This window comes from Arthrobacter sp. NPDC080086 (genome assembly GCF_040702285.1).
The window spans coordinates 23142-42101 of sequence record NZ_JBFBKP010000022.1; the positions used below are offsets into that span (position 1 = coordinate 23142).

Genomic DNA, 18960 nt, shown 5'->3' on the forward strand with positions numbered 1-18960 from the left:
TTGCCGCTGCGGCCATGCGATGGCTGGACTCTTAGCAGCACGCAGCAGCAGCACAGATCGCCCCCCGCAGAAACATCTCGAATAACACGCGCAAAGAAAAACGCCGACCCCTTTCGGGATCGGCGTTTAACCGTTTAATTCGATGCGCTCTTACGAGCGCGTCAAATTAGAACTTGTGACGCAGACCGACGGTAGCGCCGATCTGGTTGTTGCTGTTGGCGCTGTTCGAGAACACTTGGTTGCCGTTCGTCAGCGTCGTGCCAGCGTAGCTAGCGTCGTTCAGGCCCATCACGCCCAGACCCGAGCCGCCGCTGTTCTTAGCATAGGCCACGTTGAAGTAGGCGTCGGTGCGCTTCGACAGAGCGTAGTCGGTGCCGACCACGAACAGCCACGGGTTGCCCGTTGCGCTGTTCTTGAACTGTTGGTAGTAAGCCGTGCCGGTGAGCGACAGAGCCGGGGTAGCTTGGTAGCCAACGCCTGCCCAGTACAGGTTCGAACGCAGGTTGCCGGATTGACCAGCTTGTGCGTAGTTAGCCTTGTACCAACGGTAGCCACCGTACAGCTTGGCCGGGCCGAAAGCGTACGTCAGAGCAACCGTAGCGCGTTGTTCCTTGTTGTCAACCAGAGCAGCCGTCGTGTTGTTCGATTGGTCGTACACAACGCCCACGCCGAACGGGCCACCAGCGTAGTTGGCACCCAGGCTCCACTCACGACCCAGCTTGTTCAGGCCAGCTTGCTCGTTGCCATCGCGGTTGAACGAGTACAGAGCCGAAACGCCCAGGCCACCGAACGTGCCAACGTACTTAACGGCATTGTCAGCGCGACCCGAGAAGTACTGGTCTTGCGAAGCCAGCGAGTAACGCGTGGCGATTGCCATCGGGTCATAGATCAGCGAGAAGTCGTACAGCAGGTTTTGCTGGCGACCCAGGGTCAGTTGACCCCACTGGCCTTGCAGACCGACGTAAGCGTTACGACCGAACAGACGACCACCTTGAGCCGACGCACCGGTATCAATGCTGAAGCCGCTTTCCAGGTTGAAGATACCCTTCAGGCCACCGCCCAGGTCTTCAACGCCACGCAGGCCCCAACGCGAGCCCGACAGGCCGCCCGAATCCAGGCCAAAACGCGAGCTACCACCACCGGTGGTGTTCGGCACCTTGTTTGCGTACGTCAGACCAGCGTCGACCACGCCGTACAGGGTCACGGAGGATTGTGCATAGGCGCCGCTGGCGGCCAGAGCTGCAACAGCAGCTGCAAACAGTTTCATCTTCATATCGACACTTTCCTTGTCAACTGATTGGGAAATCTTGACTGTCCTTATGGACGACGCAGATACCTCACGTCTGACCGCATTATGTGCCAGCGTTGACGGATTCTGGAAACCCTTTTTGGCTCTGGGACGCGATTTGCGGCCAAGTTGTTGCTCATGGGCAACACGCGAAACGGCCCCTCGAGCGGGGGTCCCGACTGGCTTTTTGCGCGATGGCGCGGGGGTTGGCGGGCGATTGCAGGGCGCTCGCGCGCAACAAATTTGGCGTTTCGTGACAGTCCCAAATTGTCGCCTCCCCACCACGCCGCCGGTTAAAAGTGATTATTAATTCTCTTTATTGGCGACCGAGCGACGTGTGCCATCGCTTTAGGAAATCGGCACGGCGAAGCTGATCTTGATGGGCGAGTAAACCCGGTCCAACTGGAATCGGGCGGTGCGTATTGCCGAGTTCGGCGAGCAGGCGCTTGGCGGTCAGGCCGGTTTCGACGTCTTGGCGCAGAGAGAATAGAAATGCCCGGTCCGCCATCACGCTTTGACCGTCGCGGGAGAGCATGAAGTCGAGCCACAGACGCGCCGCGTTCGGCCTGGCGGCTCTGCGCGCGATAAAGGCAACGCGCGTGGCGACCAAGGTGTAGTCGGTCGGCATTTTGACGGCGAGCGCCGGGTTGCGATCGGCGTAGCGTGCCGCGTAGGAGCCGATCACGTCGTAGGCGAGCAGGCTTTCGCCGGAGGCGACGCGCTCGAGCATGGCGGCCGTGGTGATGTAGAGGTTGACGTTGACGCCACCCAATGCCTTGGCAATCTCCCAGAACACGGGCGTGGTGCGCGCGTCTTCGGCGGCGAAAAGGAAGGCGGAGCCGGAGTGCTCGATGTCGTACGACGCCACGCGGCCGCGCAGAAAGTCGCGATGGCTATTGAGGATGCGGGCGAAGTCGGCGTGGGTGGATGGAATCAACTCCGCCGGCAATTGGCGCGCGTTGTACACGAAGACGATGGGCTCGTAGCTCGTGCCGTACGCCTCGTTCTTCCAGATCGCCCATGATGGCAGATAGGGGCGCTCCGGGGAGGCATATGGCAGCGCGTGCCCGTCGTTCACGAGCTTGAATTGCTCGGGCATCGCCGAACTCCAGACCACATCGGCACCCGGTGATTTGGCGGCAAGTTCAGCGAGGAAGCGGCGATAGATGTCGTCGCTGTTCTGCTCGCGGTAGTCGACGGTGATGCCGGGGTAGCGGGTCTCGAACGCGCGGATGAGCGGGTGCGCGGCGGAAAAATCCGTCGTCGAGTAGACCGTAACGCGGCCTTCCTTGCGGGCGGCGTCGACCATGGCGCCGTAGTCATGTGGATAGTACGAAGGCAATTCGGGCGCCGGACGGCCCAACCACTGTGCGCTCGCCTGCCGCGCGCCAAACGATATGGCGCCGCTTGCGGCCAGCAACGCGGCAGTCTGACCAAGCCAGCGGCGACGGGAATTCGAAATGGACGACATGGAGCTCAGGCCGCATCGAATAGGAAGGGTGATCGGGATGCGGGCGCCACGCATTATCATGAAAAAGCGAATCGAACGATATTGAGAGACACCCGATGCGGATTTTGCTGGTGGAGGACGAGGAAGAATTGGCGGCATGGCTCGCGCGCGCGCTGGCGCAAAGCGGCTTTGTGGTGGAGCGCGCGGCCGACGGTGTGTTGGCCGAAGCGTTTCTCGGCTCCGGAGAATTTGATGCGGTGGTGCTGGACCTGCGCCTGCCGCGCAAAGATGGCTTTGCGGTGTTGGCCGACATGCGGGCGCGCGACGATCGCACGCCGGTGCTGATCCTCACCGCGCAGGGCGCGCTGGATGAGCGTGTGCGCGGCTTGAATGCCGGCGCGGACGACTTCCTCACCAAGCCGTTCGCGCTGTCGGAGTTGGAGGCGCGGCTGATGGCGCTGATCCGCCGCAGCCGCGGCCGGGCCTTCCCGCGCTTGCGTTGCGGGCCGCTGGAGTTCGACACCGGGCGCAAGGCATTTCTGCTGTCAGGCGAGCCGCTGTCGCTCACGCCGCGCGAACACGCTGCGCTGTCGGCGCTGCTGCACAAGACCGGTCAGCCGATCGCCAAGGTGCACTTATTCGACAAGGTCTTCAATCTGGATAGTGATTCGAGCCCCGACGCGGTCGAGGTGGTCGTGCACCGGCTGCGCAAGAAGCTGGCGGGCACCGGTGTGCAGATCATCACCGTGCGCGGACTGGGCTACATGCTCGAAGCCGGCGCCAGTGATGCGGGCGATGCCGGCGCCACCGCCGACAGCACCCCCGCATGATGCGACGCTTCGCTCGGCTACCGCGCAGCCTGAAACTGACGCTGCTGTGGCTACTGCTGCCTGGGCTGGTCGGCGTGCTGGCCATCGATATCGTTTCGGCATTCCAGGCGCTGCGCGGTGCGACTGACCGCGCGTACGACCGCGCCCTGCTCGGCTCGGTACGCGCTATCGAGAACGGCGTGACGATCGAACGCGGACAGGTACAGGTCAACGTGCCGTACGTGGCGCTCTCCATGTTCGAATCGACGGCACAGAGCAGCGTCTATTACCGTGTGGCTTTCGAACCTGTGCCGGGTAAGCCCGCAGAAGCCGCGCTCACTGGCTATGACGACCTGCCGCTGCCAGCTACGCACCTGGAGAACGATACCGAGTTCTTCTACGACGCGACGTATCACGGCGAGCCGGTACGCATTGCCGCCGTGGCCAAGCCGCTGTACCAGCCGGGGCTACCGGCGCGCATCGTCATTCAAGTGGCTGAGACCATCGAAACGCGGCGGGCGCTGCAGCAGGCGGTCTGGCGCGGCACGCTGTTGCGCGATGCGGCCTTGGTGGCAGTGAGTGCAGCGCTGCTGTGGCTGGGCGTGACCGTCGCGCTGCGGCCGCTCAATCGCCTGGCGCGCAGCATTGGCGTGCGCGCCTCGGATGACCTCCGCCCGCTCGATGCCACCGACGTGCCTACGGAAGTCCGCCCGCTGGTGGAGGCCATCAACCACCACATCCATCGCTATGAGGAACTTGCCGAGGCGCAAAGCCAGTTCCTCGCCGATGCCTCGCACCAACTGCGCACGCCGCTGGCGGTGCTACTCACACAGGCGGAATACGCACTGCGCGAGACGGATCCGATGCGCGTGCGCGAAAGCCTTTCCGCCATCATCGCGCGGCTGCAGTCAACCAACCGGCTGACCACGCAATTGCTGGCGCTCGCCCGTGCGCGCCACGCGGGGCAGGACACGCCGCCCGAAACCTTCGATGTCGGCGAGCTGGCGCGCGATGTGGTGCTGGACGCGTTGCCCCTGGCGCGGGAGAAGCAGCAAGACCTTGGTTGGGACGACGGCGGCAACGATGCGCGCCTCACCGTCACGGGCTATCCGGCATTCCTGCGCGAGGCGCTCTCCAATCTCGTGCATAACGCGATCCGCTACACACCGGCAGGCGGGCGCATCACCGTGCGCGCCACGGCCGATGGCGATGCTGCCCTCCTCTGCGTGGACGACACCGGCCCCGGCATGAGTGCAGATGAGCGCGCCCACGCATTCCAGCGCTTCCGGCGTACGCACGAGGGCGGAGGTCGCACGGGTAAACCCAAAGATGCCCGCTATGCCGCCGAAGGTTCGGGCCTCGGGTTGGCCATCGCACGCGCTTACGCTGCGCGCAGCGGCGGGCAGATCGAGTTGGCGGATGGCGAACCGAACGAGCACGGCAGCGTTGGCCTTTCGGCACGAATTCGCGTGCCGCTGGCCGCCGCGGCACCTGCTGAACATGCTGCAACGCAGCAGCCACAATGAAAGCGTGACGAAAGCGCGCGACTTCTATACTGCGCCGCACCTGGGGCCCTCCGTCTGAACTGCGCACAATAAGCAGTCGGCCCCACACCATCACAAGCAAACAGGAGACAAACCCATGCTTCGTGGCCACTTTCTGCCTGCGCCCATTGCGCAGACCGCACTCGCTTCCATTGCTGCCGCCGCGCTGACCCTCAGCAACGCCGCCTTCGCCCAAGTTCCGGCCGGCTACCCGGCCAACTACGCCGATACCATCGCCGCCGCCAAGAAGGAAGGCAAGGTGGTGGTCTACGCGACGACCGATACCAAAGCCGCCGACCCGCTCATCAAGGATTTCGAGTCGCTCTACCCCGGCGTGAAGGTCGAGTACAACGACATGAACAGCAGCGAGCTGTACAACCGCTTCATCAGCGAGCAGGCCGCCGGCGGCGCCTCGGCTGACATGATGTGGAACTCGTCGATGGACTCGCAGCTCAAGCTCGCGCAGACGTACGCCCTGAAGTACGACTCGCCCGAAGTGCCGAACCTGCCGAAGTGGGCCGTCTACAAGGGCCTGGCCTATGGCACGACGTACGAGCCGGCCGTGTTCCTGTACAACAAGCGCCTGATCAAGGACGCGGAAGTCCCGCAAACCCACGCCGACCTCGCCAAGCTGGTCGGCAGCCAGGGCGATCGCTTCAAGAACAAGGTCACGACGTACGACATCGAGAAGTCGGCCGTGGGCTTCATGATGGCAGCGCAGGACAACCAGGATTCGCCGCAGTACTTCGACTTCATCAAGGCCGTGGGCCCGAACCTCGTGCTGCAGTCGTCCACCGGCACGATGATGGAGCGCGTGGCCTCGGGCGAAAACCTGATCGCCTACAACATCCTCGGCTCGTATGCGCTGGCGCGTGCCAAGAAGGACCCGTCGATCGGCATCGTGTATCCGAAGGACTACACACTGGTGGTCTCGCGCGTGGCGATGATCGCCAAGAAGGCGAAGAACCCGAACGCGGCCAAGTTGTGGCTGGACTACATCCTGTCCAAGCGTGGCCAGGACATCCTCGCCAACAAGTCGGACTTGCACTCGCTGCGTGAAGACGTGACGGGTGAAGCCACCGCCGCTGGCCTGAAGAAGATTCTCGGCAACACCATCAAGCCGATTCCGGTGGATGAGTCGATCCTGACCTTCCTGGAGCCGAAGAAGCGCCTGGACTTCATTAAGCAATGGCGCACCGCCGCCGGCCGTTGATCTGCTGACTTGCTGATCACGACTCACTTCATCTGACCAAATTGCCGGCGCCGTCCGTATCAGGCGCCGGCCCCTCCTGGAGGCACCATGCGTTCCCTAGCGCAAGACCGTGCCGCCGCTTCGCAAGCTTCCCTCAAGCGCTCGCCCTGGACGCGTGTGGGACAGGCTTTGCCGCGCGGCGTGGTCATCCTGCTTACCGCGCTGGCGATTTTCACGCCGCTGGCGCTGATCTTCTACCAGAGCTTTTTGTCCGCGCCGTTCTTCATGCCCGACGCGCTGGCCGGACTCGACGCGTATCGCTTCATCTTTACGGATTCGGATTTCTGGCACGCCTTTGAGAAGTCGGCTGCGCTGGCATTCGGCCTGGCCGCCATCTCGGTGCCGCTGGGCGGCATCCTGGCATTCCTGATGGTGCGTTCGGACCTGCCCGGCCGCCGCCTTCTCGAACCGCTGTTGATGATCCCGGTCTTCGTCTCGCCGATGGTGCTGGCCTTCGGCTACGTGGTGTCGGCGGGGCCGGTGGGCTTCTATACCGTGTGGTTCAAGGACCTGTTTGGCGGTGCGCCGTGGAACGTGTATTCGTTCACCAGCATCATCATCATCGCAGGCCTGACGCACGTGCCGCACGTGTATTTGTATGTGTCGTCGGCGCTGCGCAGCCTGGGTTCGGACGTGGAAGAAGCTGCTCGCATTGCCGGCGCATCGCCGCTGTCGGTGGCGCTGAACGTGAGCCTGCCGATGGTGCGCCCCGCCCTGCTCTATGCAGCCGTGCTGGTCACGTTCCTGGGCTTCGAGGTATTCGGCCTGGTGCTGGTGCTGGGTGATCCGGAAGGCCACCTCGTGCTGGCAACCTACCTGTACAAGCTGACCAACAAGCTCGGCACGCCGGCCTATCACCTGATGGCGGCCGTGGCGGTCTGTCTGGTGATGGTGACCTTCCCGCTGGTGCTGCTGCAGCGCTACATGCTGAAGTCGGCCAACCGCTTTGTCACCGTCAAGGGCAAGGTCACGCGCAGCCGCCCGCTGCCGCTGGGCTCGTGGCGCTGGCCGGCGTGGGCGGTGGTGGTGCTGTGGTTCTTTGTCACCGTGGTGGTGCCGCTGTCGGGCATCGCGCTGCGCGCCTTCGTGTCGAACTGGGGGGAAGGTGTGTCGCTGGTGGAGGCATTCTCGACCACGGCCTTCCACCAGATCTTCGAACAGCCGCAGTTCCTGCGTGCGATGGTCAACACGGTGCTGATCGGTGTGATTGGCGGCGCCATCGCGGTGGCTTGCTACACGTGCATCGGCCTGGCCATGCACCGCAAGCCCGACGGCTGGACGCGTTTCCTCGACTACAGCGTGCTGGTGCCCCGCGCCATTCCGGGCCTGCTGGCGGGTCTGGCCTTCCTGTGGGTGTTCCTGTTCGTGCCGAACTGGATCGAGACCGGTCTGACCGACAGCGGCCTGCCCTTCGCCAACTGGATCATCGAGAACGTCGTGCCAAAACTGCGCGACCTGCGCAGCACGATCTTCAGCGTGTGGATCGCCTATACCGTCGTTTGGCTGGCCTACGGGCTGCGGTTGATCTCGGCTGCACTGCTGCAGGTCGGCCCCGAACTGGAAGAAGCCGCACGTTCGGTCGGCGCCAGCCGCGCCCGCACCACGCGCGACGTGACCGTGCCGCTCACGCGCTACGGCCTGCTCGGCGCCTGGCTGCTGATCTTCCTGATTTTCGAGCGCGAGTACTCGACCGGTGTGTACCTGCTCTCGCCGGGCACCGAGACCATCGGCTCGATGCTGGTTTCCCTGTGGGCGGGCGGCGCCATTGATATCGTCGCCGCGCTGTCCTTCGTCAATATCGTGCTGGTGGCCGTCGGCCTCGGCATTGCACTGCGTTTCGGAGTAAAGCTCCATGATTGAACTCACTGTCAACGACCTGCACCTGCAATACGGCAACAACCCGGTCCTCAAGGGTGTCTCGATGCAGTTGCAGAAGGGCGAGGTCGTCTCGCTGCTGGGTCCGTCCGGTTCGGGCAAGACCACGCTGCTGCGCGCCGTGGCCGGCCTGGAACAAGCCAGCCAGGGCACCGTCCAGATCGGCGATCGCGTCATGTTCGACGGCGCCAAGAAGCTCGACGTGCCCGCCGAAGGGCGCAACCTGGGCTTGGTGTTCCAGTCGTACGCCCTGTGGCCGCACAAGACGGTGGCCGAGAACGTCGCCTACCCGCTCAAGCTGCGCAAGACGCCCGCCGCGCAGATCAAGGAACGCGTGCAAGCCGTGCTGCAACAACTGGGCCTCGGCCATCTGGGCGAGCGCTTCCCGAGCCAGCTTTCCGGCGGCCAGCAGCAGCGCGTGGCAATCGCCCGTGCGCTGGTGTACAACCCGCCCGTGATCCTGCTCGACGAACCGCTCTCCAACCTGGACGCCAAGCTGCGTGAAGAGGCCCGCGCCTTCCTGCGCGAGCTGATCGTGCGCCTGGGTCTGTCCGCGCTGATGGTCACCCACGACCAGAGCGAAGCGATGGCCATGTCCGACCGCATCCTGCTGCTGAACAACGGTGTGATCGAGCAGCAAGGTACGCCCGAAGAGATGTACGGTGCGCCGCAAACGCTCTTCACCGCCGAATTCATGGGCAGCAACAACCGCGTCAACGGCAAGATTGCCGAGGTGCGCGACGGCATGGCCCGCCTAGTGGACGAGGCTGGCGGCTGGTCGCTGTGGGGCGTGGCGCGTGGGGACCTGAAGCCAGGCGCATCGGCGCATGGCGTGATCCGCCTGGAGCAGGTGCGCGTCGGCCAGGACAACGCCGACAACACGATCCACCTGCCACTGGCCACCCGCATGTATTTGGGGGATCGCTGGGAATGCCTGTTCCGTGCCAGCGGGGCCACCGGCACGGGCCTGCGCGCCTACGCCAGCAGTGCCCCGACCGACGGTCAGTACGCGCTGACCTTCCCTCGCGAGCAGTTCTGGTTGTACGCGGCGTAAGCCTCGCGCGAAAACGAGAAAGGCAGCCGAGGCTGCCTTTCTTATTGGGCGATCGTTGAATCAGCCCGTTAGTCCTTCACCACAGGTAGATGCTCCGGGGTCTCCTCCGGCGCGACCGTCTTGCGCAGGAAGATCGCCGCCAAAATCAACCCCAGCTCATACAGCAGCCACAGCGGCACCGCCAGCAGCAACTGCGACATCACGTCCGGCGGCGTCACCACGGCCGCAATGATGAACGCGCCCACCACCACATACGGACGTGCCTGACGCAGCTTATCCAGACTGACAATGCCAAAGCGCACCAGCACCATCACCACCACCGGCACCTCGAAAGTGATACCGAAGGCCAGGAACGTCGTCATGGCAAAGCTCAAGTACTTGTCGATGTCGGTCGACATCTCGGCACCCAATGGCGCGTTGTAGTGCGCCATCACCTTGAACACCGTGGGGAAGACGAGGAAATACGCAAACGCCACACCGCACAGGAACAGCACGTAGGTGCTCACCACCAGCGGCATGATCATGCGCTTTTCATGCGCGTAGAGTCCCGGCGCCACAAAGCGCCAGATCTGATACAGCACCCACGGCAGCGCGATCAGGAAGGCCGCCAGCAGCGTCACCTTCATCGGCACGAAGAACGAGCCAGTGACATCCGTCACGATCATGTGGCCGTTCTTGGGCAGCGCCTGAATCAGCGGCCGCGAGAACAGGTTGAAGATGTCCGGCGCCCAGTAGACCAGGCCCAGGAAGATTAGCAGCACGCCCGCACCGGCCTTGACGATGCGCTCGCGCAACTCGACTAGGTGCGAGATGAAGGTTTCCTGCGCGCCGTCCTCGGGCGATTGCGGATCGAGCGGAGCGGCACTCATGTCGGCTGGAAGGGGATGCGGTCAGAGCACCCGGCGGTGGGTGCTCGGAGAATCATTCGAAGAAGGAACGCCCACGCGACTGCGCAGCAACGATGGGCGGACGATGGCGCTTGACGCGTGCCGCCCCCGATTGCGCCCACATGCGCACGCCCTGCTTTTGGCGGTACCACTTGGGCATCGAGAGCTGCTTGTTGCGCCAGCTGTTGCGGCCGTTGCGCGACTTGCCCGGTGCCGGGCGCCAGTCGGGCGCGGAGGTGGTCGTCTGCTGCGACGGATCGCCGAGTGCCTCGTTCAGGCGTTCGTTGATTTCCGACGTGTGCTTGCTGACCTCTTGGTGGATGGTCTGCTCGACATTGCGCGCGGCCTGCTCGAAGTCGGTGCGCATCTTGCGCAGCTCTTCGAGTTCAATCTCGCGGCTCACCTCGGCCTTCACATCCGCGATGTAGCGCTGCGCACGGCCGAGCAAGGCGCCAGCCGTGCGCGCCACCTTGGGCAGGCGCTCCGGCCCGATGACGACGAGCGCCACCATGCCAATCAACGCCAGCTTGGAAATGCCGAGATCGATCATCGGTCAGCGTGCAGCGGTGCTCAGCCTTGCTTGGACTTGTCGCGCGCCTCGACGTCGATCGTCGTCGAGTCGTGCAGTTCGCGCGGCGGCTGGCCGGCGGTCTGTTGCGGGGCGGCCGGCTTGTCGTCCGCGGCGCCTTCCTTCATGCCGTCCTTGAAGCCCTTCACGGCACCACCGAGGTCCGAACCGATGTTACGCAGCTTCTTCGTGCCGAACACCATCATGACGATCACCAGCACGATCAGCCAGTGCCAAATGCTAAAGGAACCCATGTCCTACTCCCACGTGAAATACAGCAAGCGGCGCCGCAGCGGTGGCAGCACCATTGGTTGATGTTACTGGGTGGCGTACATCGGCTTGCCGTCGTTCAAATACAGCCAGCCTTTCACAATACGATACAGCATCCAAATGCCCAGAACCCACAGGATGGCAAAGCCGATCAGGAAGAATGCCAGCAGAAGACCGATAGCTCCCCATAATACGGACCACCAGAACGATCGGATCTGCCAGCGGAAGTGCGACTCATACAGCGTGCCACGCACATCATCGAGCTTCACGTAGTTGATGATGATTGCCACCAGGGCGGTGCAGCCGAATGTCAGCCAGTAAATGGCGTACAGCGCATACAAAATATGCGTCAGGCGCCGCAGCCCGGCCAAGCGCTCCGCGTCATCCGTCAACACCATTGCCGCTCCGTATTTGTCCACGCTGGCCTCCCTGCGACGATGCGTTGCCGATCAGTCACCCGCAGCGTCGCGTGCCTGCGACTTACGCAACGCCTTTTCTTCCAATCCTGAGAGCCCTTCGCGGCGCGCCAGTTCGTTAACGACGTCATCCGGTGTCAGGTCGAAGTGCGACAGCAGCACCATGGTGTGGAACCACAGGTCGGCCACTTCGTAGACAACCTTACTGCGCGCCTCATCCGTCATGCCAGCGGCACGGGCGTCCTTGGCGGCCATGACCGTCTCGGTGGCCTCTTCTCCGATTTTCTTGAGGATGGCGTCGTCGCCTTTGTTGAACAGACGCGCGATGTAGCTCTTGTCCGGGTCACCGCCATTGGCGAGCTTGCGGGATTCGAGCACCTCGCCCAGACGGCGCAGGGTGTCACTCATGGTTGTGGCCGGGCTTGCCAGCGTAGATGTCGTCGGGGTTCTTGAGCACGGGCTCGACGGTGTGCCAATTGCCGTCTTCCACGTTGCCTTCAAATTTCTGGAAGAAACATGCGTGGCGCCCAGTATGGCAGGCGATACCGCCAATCTGTGTGACACGGAGCAAGACCACGTCTTCGTCGCAGTCCAAGCGGATTTCGTGCACCTTCTGGATGTGCCCGGATTCTTCACCCTTGTGCCACAGACGCTTGCGCGAGCGCGACCAGAAGACGGCCTCGCCGGTTTCCACGGTCTTCTGCAGCGCCTCGCGGTTCATGAAGGCGAACATCAGCACATCGTTGCTGCCCTGCTCCTGCACAATAACCGGCACGAGACCGTTGTCGTCCCAGTGGACCTTGTTCAGCCACTTCTTGCTCATGATCAGATCCGTACCGGAATACCGTGCTCGGCCATGAACTGCTTGGCTTGGCCGACGGTGTATTCGCCATAGTGGAAGATGCTCGCAGCCAGTACCGCATCGGCGTGGCCGAGCTTGATACCGTCCGCCAGGTGCTGCAGGTTGCCGACGCCGCCGGAGGCGATCACCGGCACCGGTACGGCATCCGACACGGCACGCGTGAGTTCGAGGTCGAAGCCGGCTTTCGTGCCGTCGCGGTCCATGCTGGTGAGCAGGATTTCGCCGGCGCCGCGCTGCGCCATTTCGCGCGCCCAGGCCACAGCGTCCAGGCCCGTGCCCTTGCGACCGCCATGCGTGAAGACTTCCCAGCGCGGCGCTTCGCCTTCGGCCGACACCTTCTTGGCGTCAATCGCGACGACGATGCACTGCGCACCGTGGCGAGCGCTGGCGTCCGACACAAGCTGAGGGTTCGACACGGCCGACGAGTTCATGCTGATCTTGTCCGCACCCGCATTGAGCAGCCGTCGCACATCTTCCAGCGCACGCACGCCACCACCCACCGTCAGCGGAATGAACACCTGCGACGCCACCGCTTCAATGATGCCGAGCATCAGGTCGCGGCCATCCGATGTGGCGGTGATATCGAGGAAAGTGATTTCGTCGGCGCCCTGCTCGTCGTAACGGCGCGCGATTTCAACAGGGTCGCCCGCGTCGCGCAACTCGACAAAGTTGACGCCCTTGACCACCCGGCCGTTGGTCACGTCCAGGCAGGGGATGATTCGTTTGGCTAGCATGATGAGTCGGGTGCCGCAGCACCCGTTGAGCGCCGCGTTAAGCCGCGCCGAGTTTGTCCGCGAGGGCTTGCGCTTCCTTGAAGTTCAGGTCGCCCGAATAGATGGCGCGGCCGCAGATCACGCCTTCCACGCCATGCTCTTCGACCGCGCACAGGTGGTCGATGTCCTTCAGGTTCGACAAGCCGCCGCTGGCGATGACCGGAATCTTCACCGACTGTGCCAACTTGACGGTGGCATCGATGTTGATGCCCTGCAGCATGCCGTCGCGGCCGATGTCGGTGTAGATGATGCCTTCGACGCCGTAGTCTTCGTACTTCTTAGCGAGGTCCACGACTTCGTGGCCGGAGAGCTTGCTCCAGCCGTCGGTCGCCACCTTGCCATCCTTGGCATCAAGCCCGACGATGATGTGGCCGCCGAATGCCGTGCATGCGTCCCGCAGAAAGCCCGGGTCCTTGACCGCCGCCGTGCCGATGATCACGTACGACAAGCCGTCGTCGAGCCAACGCTCGATGGTGCCCAGATCGCGGATGCCGCCGCCGAGTTGCACGGGAATCTCGTCGCCCACCTCAGCGAGGATGGCCTTGACGGCCGCCTCGTTACGCGGCTTGCCCGCGAAAGCGCCATTCAGGTCGACGAGGTGCAAGCGGCGCGCGCCCTGCTCGACCCAATGCCGCGCCATGGCAGCGGGGTCTTCCGAGAACACGGTGGCTTGATCCATATCGCCTTGCTTGAGGCGCACACACTGACCGTCCTTCAGGTCGATGGCCGGGATGAGCAGCATAGTCGTAACGACAAAGTTGAGGGGGTGGGTTTAAACGGGCAAAAAAGAATTCTGTTGCGACTGTGAGGCCGAGTTCACGGGTTCCAGTGCACGAAATTCCGGTAGATCTGCAGGCCGGCCTGCGCACTTTTTTCCGGGTGAAACTGTGTGGCAAAAATATTATCCCGGGCGATGGCGCAGGTAAACCGCACGCCGTATTCGGTCTCTCCAACCGATTCTTCGGGATTGGCGGGCCGCGCGTAGTAACTGTGCACGAAATAGAAGTAGCTCTGATCGGGCACGCCTTCCCAGAGGGCGTGAGCCCGGCTCTGGTGCACGCGGTTCCAGCCCATCTGAGGCACTTTGTACCGGGAACCGTCCGGTTGCAACTGGCCGTCGAGGTCAAAACGGATGACCTCGCCCTTGATCAGGCCGAGGCCGGGGGTGTATTGCTGACCAACACGCGCCTCGGTGCTGCGCTCCAGCAGCATCTGCTCGCCCACGCAAACACCCAGCATCGGCTTGGTACGGGAGGCCTCCAGCACGGCTTCGCGCAGGCCGGATTGGTCGAAGGCGGCCATGCAGTCGGGCATGGCGCCCTGCCCCGGCAGCACCACGCGGTCTGCCGCACGGATCTCGTCAGCTTGCGCACTGATGCGCACATCGGCCTGCGGAGCGACGGCCATCAGGGCCTGCGCCACCGAGCGCAGATTGCCCATGCCGTAATCGACGATTGCAATCTTAGTCATGACTTCACTTATTAAGCCCGAAGGACGGGCAACAGGGTTTTCAGCCCGTCAACAATGAATTCCACGGCCAGTGCCGCCAGGATCAAACCCATCAACCGCGTGCCGACGTTGATCCCGGTGCGACCGATGACCCGGGCGATCGGCTCGGCGGCGCGGAGCACGATCCATACTACGGCGGCAATCGCCACACCCACGCCTGCCAGGAGCAACAGCTCCCACCAGTGCTTGGTCTTGCCCGCATAGACGATCACCGTGCTGATCGAGCCGGGGCCCGTGAGCAGCGGGATCGCCAGCGGCACAACGGCAATGCTGGCCTTGGCGCCGGCCTCGTCCTCTTCTTCGGGCGTGGCCTTGGTGCGGCTGGTCTGCGCGTTCAGCATGTTCAGCGCGATCATGATCATGATGATCCCGCCGCCCACCTGCAGCGAGCCGACCGAGAATCCGAAAAAGCCGATGATCTGCTCGCCCAGCAACGCGGACAGGCCAATCACGATCGCCACCGAAATCGACGCGACCTGGATGGTGTGGCGCTTCTCCTCATCCGTCTGGCTCTCGGTCAGGCTGATGAAGAACGGGATCGCACCAATCGGGTTGATCAGCGCGAGCAGCGAGAAAAAGCTCTTGGTCAGATCCATCGGATCGGTGGCCGTTTTTGGAGTCGGGTAGGCGCGGCCAGGCCGACGCGGTGGATCAGAGTGCGCCCTTGGTCGACGGAATCGTGCCGGCGGCACGCGGATCCAGCTCAACCGCCATGCGCAGTGCGCGGCCAAAGGCCTTGAACACGGTTTCGATCTGGTGATGCGCGTTGACGCCGCGCAGGTTGTCGATATGCAGCGTCACGCCCGCATGGTTGACGAACCCGCGAAAGAATTCGATGGACAGGTCCACGTCAAAGTTGCCCACGCGCGCACGCGTGAACGGCACGTGGAACTCCAGGCCCGGACGGCCGGAGAAGTCGATCACCACGCGCGACAGGGCTTCGTCCAGCGGCACATAACTGTGGCCGTAGCGCACGATGCCCTTCTTGTCGCCGACAGCCTTGGCAACGGCTTGGCCGAGCGTGATGCCGACGTCTTCCACGGTGTGGTGATCGTCGATATGGGTGTCGCCGGTGGCCGAGACGTCCAGATCGATCAGGCCGTGGCGGGCAATCTGGTCGAGCATGTGGTCAAGGAACGGAACGCCGGTGTTCAGCGTCTGCTTGCCCGTGCCGTCCAAATCAAGGGCGACGCGGATCTGCGTTTCAGAGGTGTTGCGAGTGACCTCAACGCGACGACTGGTGGGGCGGCTCATGGGGCTTCCTGCAGCGATGCGGCAAAGGCATCGAGAAATTGCGCGTTTTCTTCGGGATTGCTGACCGTCACGCGCAGACAGTTGGCCAGCAATGGGTGCATTTTACTGACGTTTTTGATGAGAACCCGCCGATTGAGCAGACGAACGAACAGCGCCGCTGCATCGGGTACGCGCAATAGGATGAAGTTGGCGGCGCTCGGGAAGACTTCAACACCCCGCAGCGCAGCCAGCGCGTCGATCAGCTTGGTCCGCTCGGCGCGTAGCGTCGCTGCCTGGGCATCGAATACATCGACGTGATCGAGCACAAACTGGGCGGTGGCCTCGGTCAGCACATTGATGTTGTACGGCGGGCGCACCTTGTCCAGCTCGGCGATCCACTTGGGGTGGCCGGCCACGTAGCCCAGACGGATACCGGCTAGGCCCAGCTTGGAGACGGTGCGCATCACCAGCAGGTGATCGAAGTCGCGCAGGCGTGGCATCCAACTGTGCTGCGCGAACGGCTGGTAGGCCTCGTCGATCACCACCAAGCTCTGGCACACCGGGCCGCGTGCGGCGCGGATGATCGCGTCCATGTCAGCGGCATCGAACAGGTTGCCGGTCGGGTTGTTCGGATACGCCAGGTAGATGACGGCGGGTTGGTGCTCAGCCATGGCGGCCAGCATCGCTTCGCGGTCGAGCGTCAGGTCGGCCTTGAGCGGCACGCCGACGAACTTCAGCCCCAGCAATTGCGCCGACATCGCGTACATCACAAAGCCCGGCACCGGCGCCAGCACGGTCGCCCCCGGCTTGGCCGCGGCAATGGCGATCAGGCTGATGATCTCGTCCGAGCCATTGCCGAGCAGCACTTCGGCGCCGGCCGGCACGTGCATCACGCGTTTGAGCTGCGCCTTGAGCGCGTCGGCGGTCGGCACCGGGTAGCGGTTGAGCGCGACATCGGCCAGGCGCTTGCCCAAGGCGTCGCGCAGCATCGCCGGCAGCGGGTACGGGTTCTCCATCGCATCCAGCTTGACCATGCCGGTGGCGTCGGGCACGTGGTACGCGCCCATGGCACGCACGTCGTCGCGCACGATGCGGGCGAGCAGGTCATCAAGCGAAGGTTGGGCTGGAGCGGCGGCGGTCATTACGGTGCGGCAGGCGTTATTCGGATTTGGGGGTCAGACGGTACTCGGCGCTGCGGGCGTGGGCTTGCAGGCCTTCGCCGTAAGCCAGTTCAGCCGCAATTTCGCCCAGCATCTGCGCGCCAGCTTCGCTCACTTCGATCAGGCTCGAACGCTTGATGAAGTCGTACACGCCCAGCGGCGACGAGAAGCGCGCCGTGCGCGAGGTCGGCAGCACGTGGTTCGGACCCGCGCAGTAGTCGCCCAGCGATTCGCTGGTGTACTTGCCAAGGAAGATCGCGCCCGCGTGGCGGATGCGCTCGGCCCACTGACGCGGGTTCTCTGCGGAAATCTCCAGGTGCTCGGGGGCGATGTCGTTGGCGATCTCGCACGCCTCTTCCATGTCGCGCACCTTGACCAGTGCGCCACGGCCCGACAGCGATTCGGCAATCACGTTCCGGCGCGGCATGTCTTCAAGCTGGCGGTTGATGCTGGCTTCCACCTGCGCGATGAACTCGGCGTTCGGGCACAGCAGAATCGACTGGGCCAGTTCGTCGTGCTCGGCTTGCGAGAACAGGTCCATCGCCACCCAGTCCGGGTCGGTGGTGCCATCGCAAATGACGAGGATTTCCGACGGGCCTGCAATCATGTCGATGCCCACCGTGCCGAACACGCGGCGCTTGGCGGCAGCCACATAGGCGTTGCCCGGGCCGACGATCTTGTCGACGGGGGGGACGGTGTGGGTGCCATAAGCCAGCGCACCCACAGCCTGCGCGCCGCCAATGGTGAACACGCGGTCCACCCCGGCGATGCATGCTGCGGCCAGCACCAGCTCATTGCGCACGCCACCCGGCGTGGGCACCACCATGATGATTTCCTTGACGCCAGCCACGCGTGCCGGAATCGCATTCATCAGCACCGACGACGGATACGCCGCCTTGCCGCCCGGCACATAGATGCCAACGCGATCGAGCGGCGTGACCTTCTGGCCCAGCACCGTGCCATCGGCTTCCGCGTATTCCCAGCTGTGTGTGCCGCACTCAATCTTCTGCTTCTCGTGGTACGCACGCACACGGGCGGCAGCGGCTTCCAGCGCCGCGCGGCGCTTGGGCTCCAGGCCGTCCAGTGCCGCTTGCAGCACGGTCGGCGACAGCTCAAGGGCTGCCACGCTGTCAGCTTCGATGCGGTCGAAGCGCTGCGTGGCTTCCAGCACGGCAGCGTCACCGCGCGCTTTCACGTCGGCCAGGATCTGCGCGGCGGCACGATCGATGGCTTCGTCTTCGCTCGCCTCGAAAGCGAGCACCTGGCGCAGTTGCGCCGCAAATCCGGCTTCGGCCGAATCCAGCTTACGGATACTCAAGCTCATGCGGGTTCCCCAACAAGCGCGTCCTTGGCGGAGGCACGCTCGAAAGCGTCGAGGATCGGCGCCAGCCGCTCGCGCTTGAGCTTCAGCGCAGCCTGGTTGACGACCAGTCGGGACGAGATCTGCACGATCTCCTCCACCTCGACGAGGTTGTTCGCGCGCAGTGTGCCGCCGGTGCTGACAAGGTCGACGATGGCGTCAGCCAGGCCCACCAGCGGGCCCAGCTCCATCGAGCCGTACAGCTTGATCAGATCGACGTGCACGCCCTTCTTGGCGAAGTGTTCGCGCGCGGTATTCAGATACTTCGTCGCCACCGACAGGCGCGCACCCTGGCGCACCGCGTTGGCGTAGTCGAAGCCCTTGGGCACCGCCACCGACATGCGGCAGCGGGCGATGTTCAAGTCGATGGGCGCATACAGGCCCGCCATGCCGTGCTCCATCAGCACGTCGCGGCCGGCCACGCCAAAGTCCGCCGCGCCGTACTGCACGTAGGTCGGCACATCGGATGCACGCACGATGATCACGCGCAGCGCCGGGTCCGACGTCGGCAGAATCAGCTTGCGCGAGGTTTCCGGGTCTTCGGTCACCTCGATGCCGGCGGCCTTCAAGAGCGGCAGCGTCTCTTCAAAGATGCGGCCCTTGGAGAGCGCCAGCGTGAGCTGGTTGGAGGCGGACTGGAATGCGTTCAT

General features: G+C 63.7%; 21 protein-coding genes. 5 read left to right on the forward strand and 16 right to left on the reverse strand.

Translation table 11 applies throughout. The features are described 5' to 3' along the window. Positions 1 to 166: 166 nt before the first annotated feature. Entirely contained in the window at positions 167 to 1273 is a 1107-nt protein-coding gene (locus AB0305_RS09945; protein WP_366172736.1) for a porin, read from the reverse strand. Between the two features lie 331 nt (positions 1274 to 1604). Continuing rightward, positions 1605 to 2759 carry an ABC transporter substrate-binding protein gene (locus tag AB0305_RS09950; RefSeq protein ID WP_366172738.1) on the reverse strand — a complete coding sequence of 385 codons (1155 nt, stop codon included), beginning with the start codon at positions 2757 to 2759 and terminating at the stop codon, positions 1605 to 1607. Positions 2760 to 2854: 95 nt separating this feature from the next. Between AB0305_RS09950 and AB0305_RS09955 the strand changes: the two genes are divergently transcribed. The 5 genes from AB0305_RS09955 (at position 2855) to AB0305_RS09975 (ending at position 9272) form a co-directional block, all read left to right on the forward strand. Continuing rightward, positions 2855 to 3568, forward strand: coding sequence for a response regulator (locus AB0305_RS09955; RefSeq protein WP_366172740.1), 714 nt, complete (start codon positions 2855 to 2857; stop codon positions 3566 to 3568). Beyond that, positions 3565 to 5073 (forward strand): sensor histidine kinase, encoded by a 1509-nt coding sequence (locus AB0305_RS09960; RefSeq protein ID WP_366172742.1) that lies wholly within the window; start codon positions 3565 to 3567, stop codon positions 5071 to 5073. The genes AB0305_RS09955 and AB0305_RS09960 overlap by 4 nt, the downstream gene beginning before the upstream one ends. 115 nt (positions 5074 to 5188) lie before the next feature. Continuing rightward, on the forward strand, positions 5189 to 6304 hold the full coding sequence (locus AB0305_RS09965) for an ABC transporter substrate-binding protein (protein ID WP_366172744.1): 1116 nt from the start codon (positions 5189 to 5191) through the stop codon (positions 6302 to 6304). Between the two features lie 180 nt (positions 6305 to 6484). Beyond that, complete coding sequence (locus AB0305_RS09970) at positions 6485 to 8203, forward strand: iron ABC transporter permease (protein ID WP_366172746.1); 1719 nt, start codon at positions 6485 to 6487, stop codon at positions 8201 to 8203. Next, positions 8196 to 9272 carry an ABC transporter ATP-binding protein gene (locus AB0305_RS09975; RefSeq protein WP_366172748.1) on the forward strand — a complete coding sequence of 359 codons (1077 nt, stop codon included), beginning with the start codon at positions 8196 to 8198 and terminating at the stop codon, positions 9270 to 9272. Before AB0305_RS09970 ends, AB0305_RS09975 begins: the two co-directional genes overlap by 8 nt. A gap of 68 nt (positions 9273 to 9340) precedes the next feature. On the opposite strand, the gene tatC is transcribed toward AB0305_RS09975, so the two are convergent. From tatC to hisG, 14 genes are all read right to left on the reverse strand, one after another. Further along, entirely contained in the window at positions 9341 to 10141 is an 801-nt protein-coding gene (gene tatC / locus AB0305_RS09980; RefSeq protein ID WP_366172750.1) for a twin-arginine translocase subunit TatC, read from the reverse strand. Between the two features lie 52 nt (positions 10142 to 10193). Continuing rightward, positions 10194 to 10709 carry a Sec-independent protein translocase protein TatB gene (gene tatB / locus AB0305_RS09985; protein ID WP_366172752.1) on the reverse strand — a complete coding sequence of 172 codons (516 nt, stop codon included), beginning with the start codon at positions 10707 to 10709 and terminating at the stop codon, positions 10194 to 10196. Between the two features lie 20 nt (positions 10710 to 10729). Next, entirely contained in the window at positions 10730 to 10981 is a 252-nt protein-coding gene (gene tatA / locus AB0305_RS09990; protein ID WP_366172754.1) for a Sec-independent protein translocase subunit TatA, read from the reverse strand. A 63-nt stretch (positions 10982 to 11044) separates the two neighbouring features. Continuing rightward, a complete protein-coding gene (locus AB0305_RS09995; RefSeq protein WP_366172756.1) occupies positions 11045 to 11416 on the reverse strand; it encodes a hypothetical protein in 372 nt (123 codons plus the stop codon). Between the two features lie 30 nt (positions 11417 to 11446). Beyond that, the gene (locus AB0305_RS10000) at positions 11447 to 11821 is read right to left on the reverse strand and encodes a phosphoribosyl-ATP diphosphatase (RefSeq protein ID WP_169340178.1); all 375 of its coding nucleotides are present in this window, start codon (positions 11819 to 11821) and stop codon (positions 11447 to 11449) included. After that, on the reverse strand, positions 11814 to 12236 hold the full coding sequence (gene hisI / locus AB0305_RS10005) for a phosphoribosyl-AMP cyclohydrolase (RefSeq protein WP_366172758.1): 423 nt from the start codon (positions 12234 to 12236) through the stop codon (positions 11814 to 11816). Before hisI ends, AB0305_RS10000 begins: the two co-directional genes overlap by 8 nt. Positions 12237 to 12238: 2 nt before the next feature. After that, positions 12239 to 13012, reverse strand: coding sequence for an imidazole glycerol phosphate synthase subunit HisF (gene hisF / locus AB0305_RS10010; RefSeq protein ID WP_366172794.1), 774 nt, complete (start codon positions 13010 to 13012; stop codon positions 12239 to 12241). 34 nt (positions 13013 to 13046) lie between these two features. Then, a complete protein-coding gene (hisA, locus tag AB0305_RS10015) occupies positions 13047 to 13790 on the reverse strand; it encodes a 1-(5-phosphoribosyl)-5-[(5-phosphoribosylamino)methylideneamino]imidazole-4-carboxamide isomerase (protein WP_004634607.1) in 744 nt (247 codons plus the stop codon). Positions 13791 to 13864: 74 nt separating this feature from the next. Then, complete coding sequence (gene hisH, locus AB0305_RS10020) at positions 13865 to 14518, reverse strand: imidazole glycerol phosphate synthase subunit HisH (protein WP_366172761.1); 654 nt, start codon at positions 14516 to 14518, stop codon at positions 13865 to 13867. Positions 14519 to 14529: 11 nt separating this feature from the next. Further along, positions 14530 to 15153, reverse strand: a complete 624-nt coding sequence (locus tag AB0305_RS10025; RefSeq protein WP_366172763.1) for a MarC family protein — start codon at positions 15151 to 15153, stop codon at positions 14530 to 14532. A 55-nt stretch (positions 15154 to 15208) separates the two neighbouring features. After that, positions 15209 to 15811, reverse strand: coding sequence for an imidazoleglycerol-phosphate dehydratase HisB (hisB, locus tag AB0305_RS10030; RefSeq protein WP_366172765.1), 603 nt, complete (start codon positions 15809 to 15811; stop codon positions 15209 to 15211). Then, positions 15808 to 16932, reverse strand: coding sequence for a histidinol-phosphate transaminase (gene hisC / locus AB0305_RS10035; RefSeq protein ID WP_366172767.1), 1125 nt, complete (start codon positions 16930 to 16932; stop codon positions 15808 to 15810). Before hisC ends, hisB begins: the two co-directional genes overlap by 4 nt. A gap of 16 nt (positions 16933 to 16948) precedes the next feature. Then, positions 16949 to 18274, reverse strand: coding sequence for a histidinol dehydrogenase (hisD, locus tag AB0305_RS10040; RefSeq protein WP_366172769.1), 1326 nt, complete (start codon positions 18272 to 18274; stop codon positions 16949 to 16951). Then, entirely contained in the window at positions 18271 to 18960 is a 690-nt protein-coding gene (gene hisG, locus AB0305_RS10045; RefSeq protein ID WP_366172771.1) for an ATP phosphoribosyltransferase, read from the reverse strand. Before hisG ends, hisD begins: the two co-directional genes overlap by 4 nt.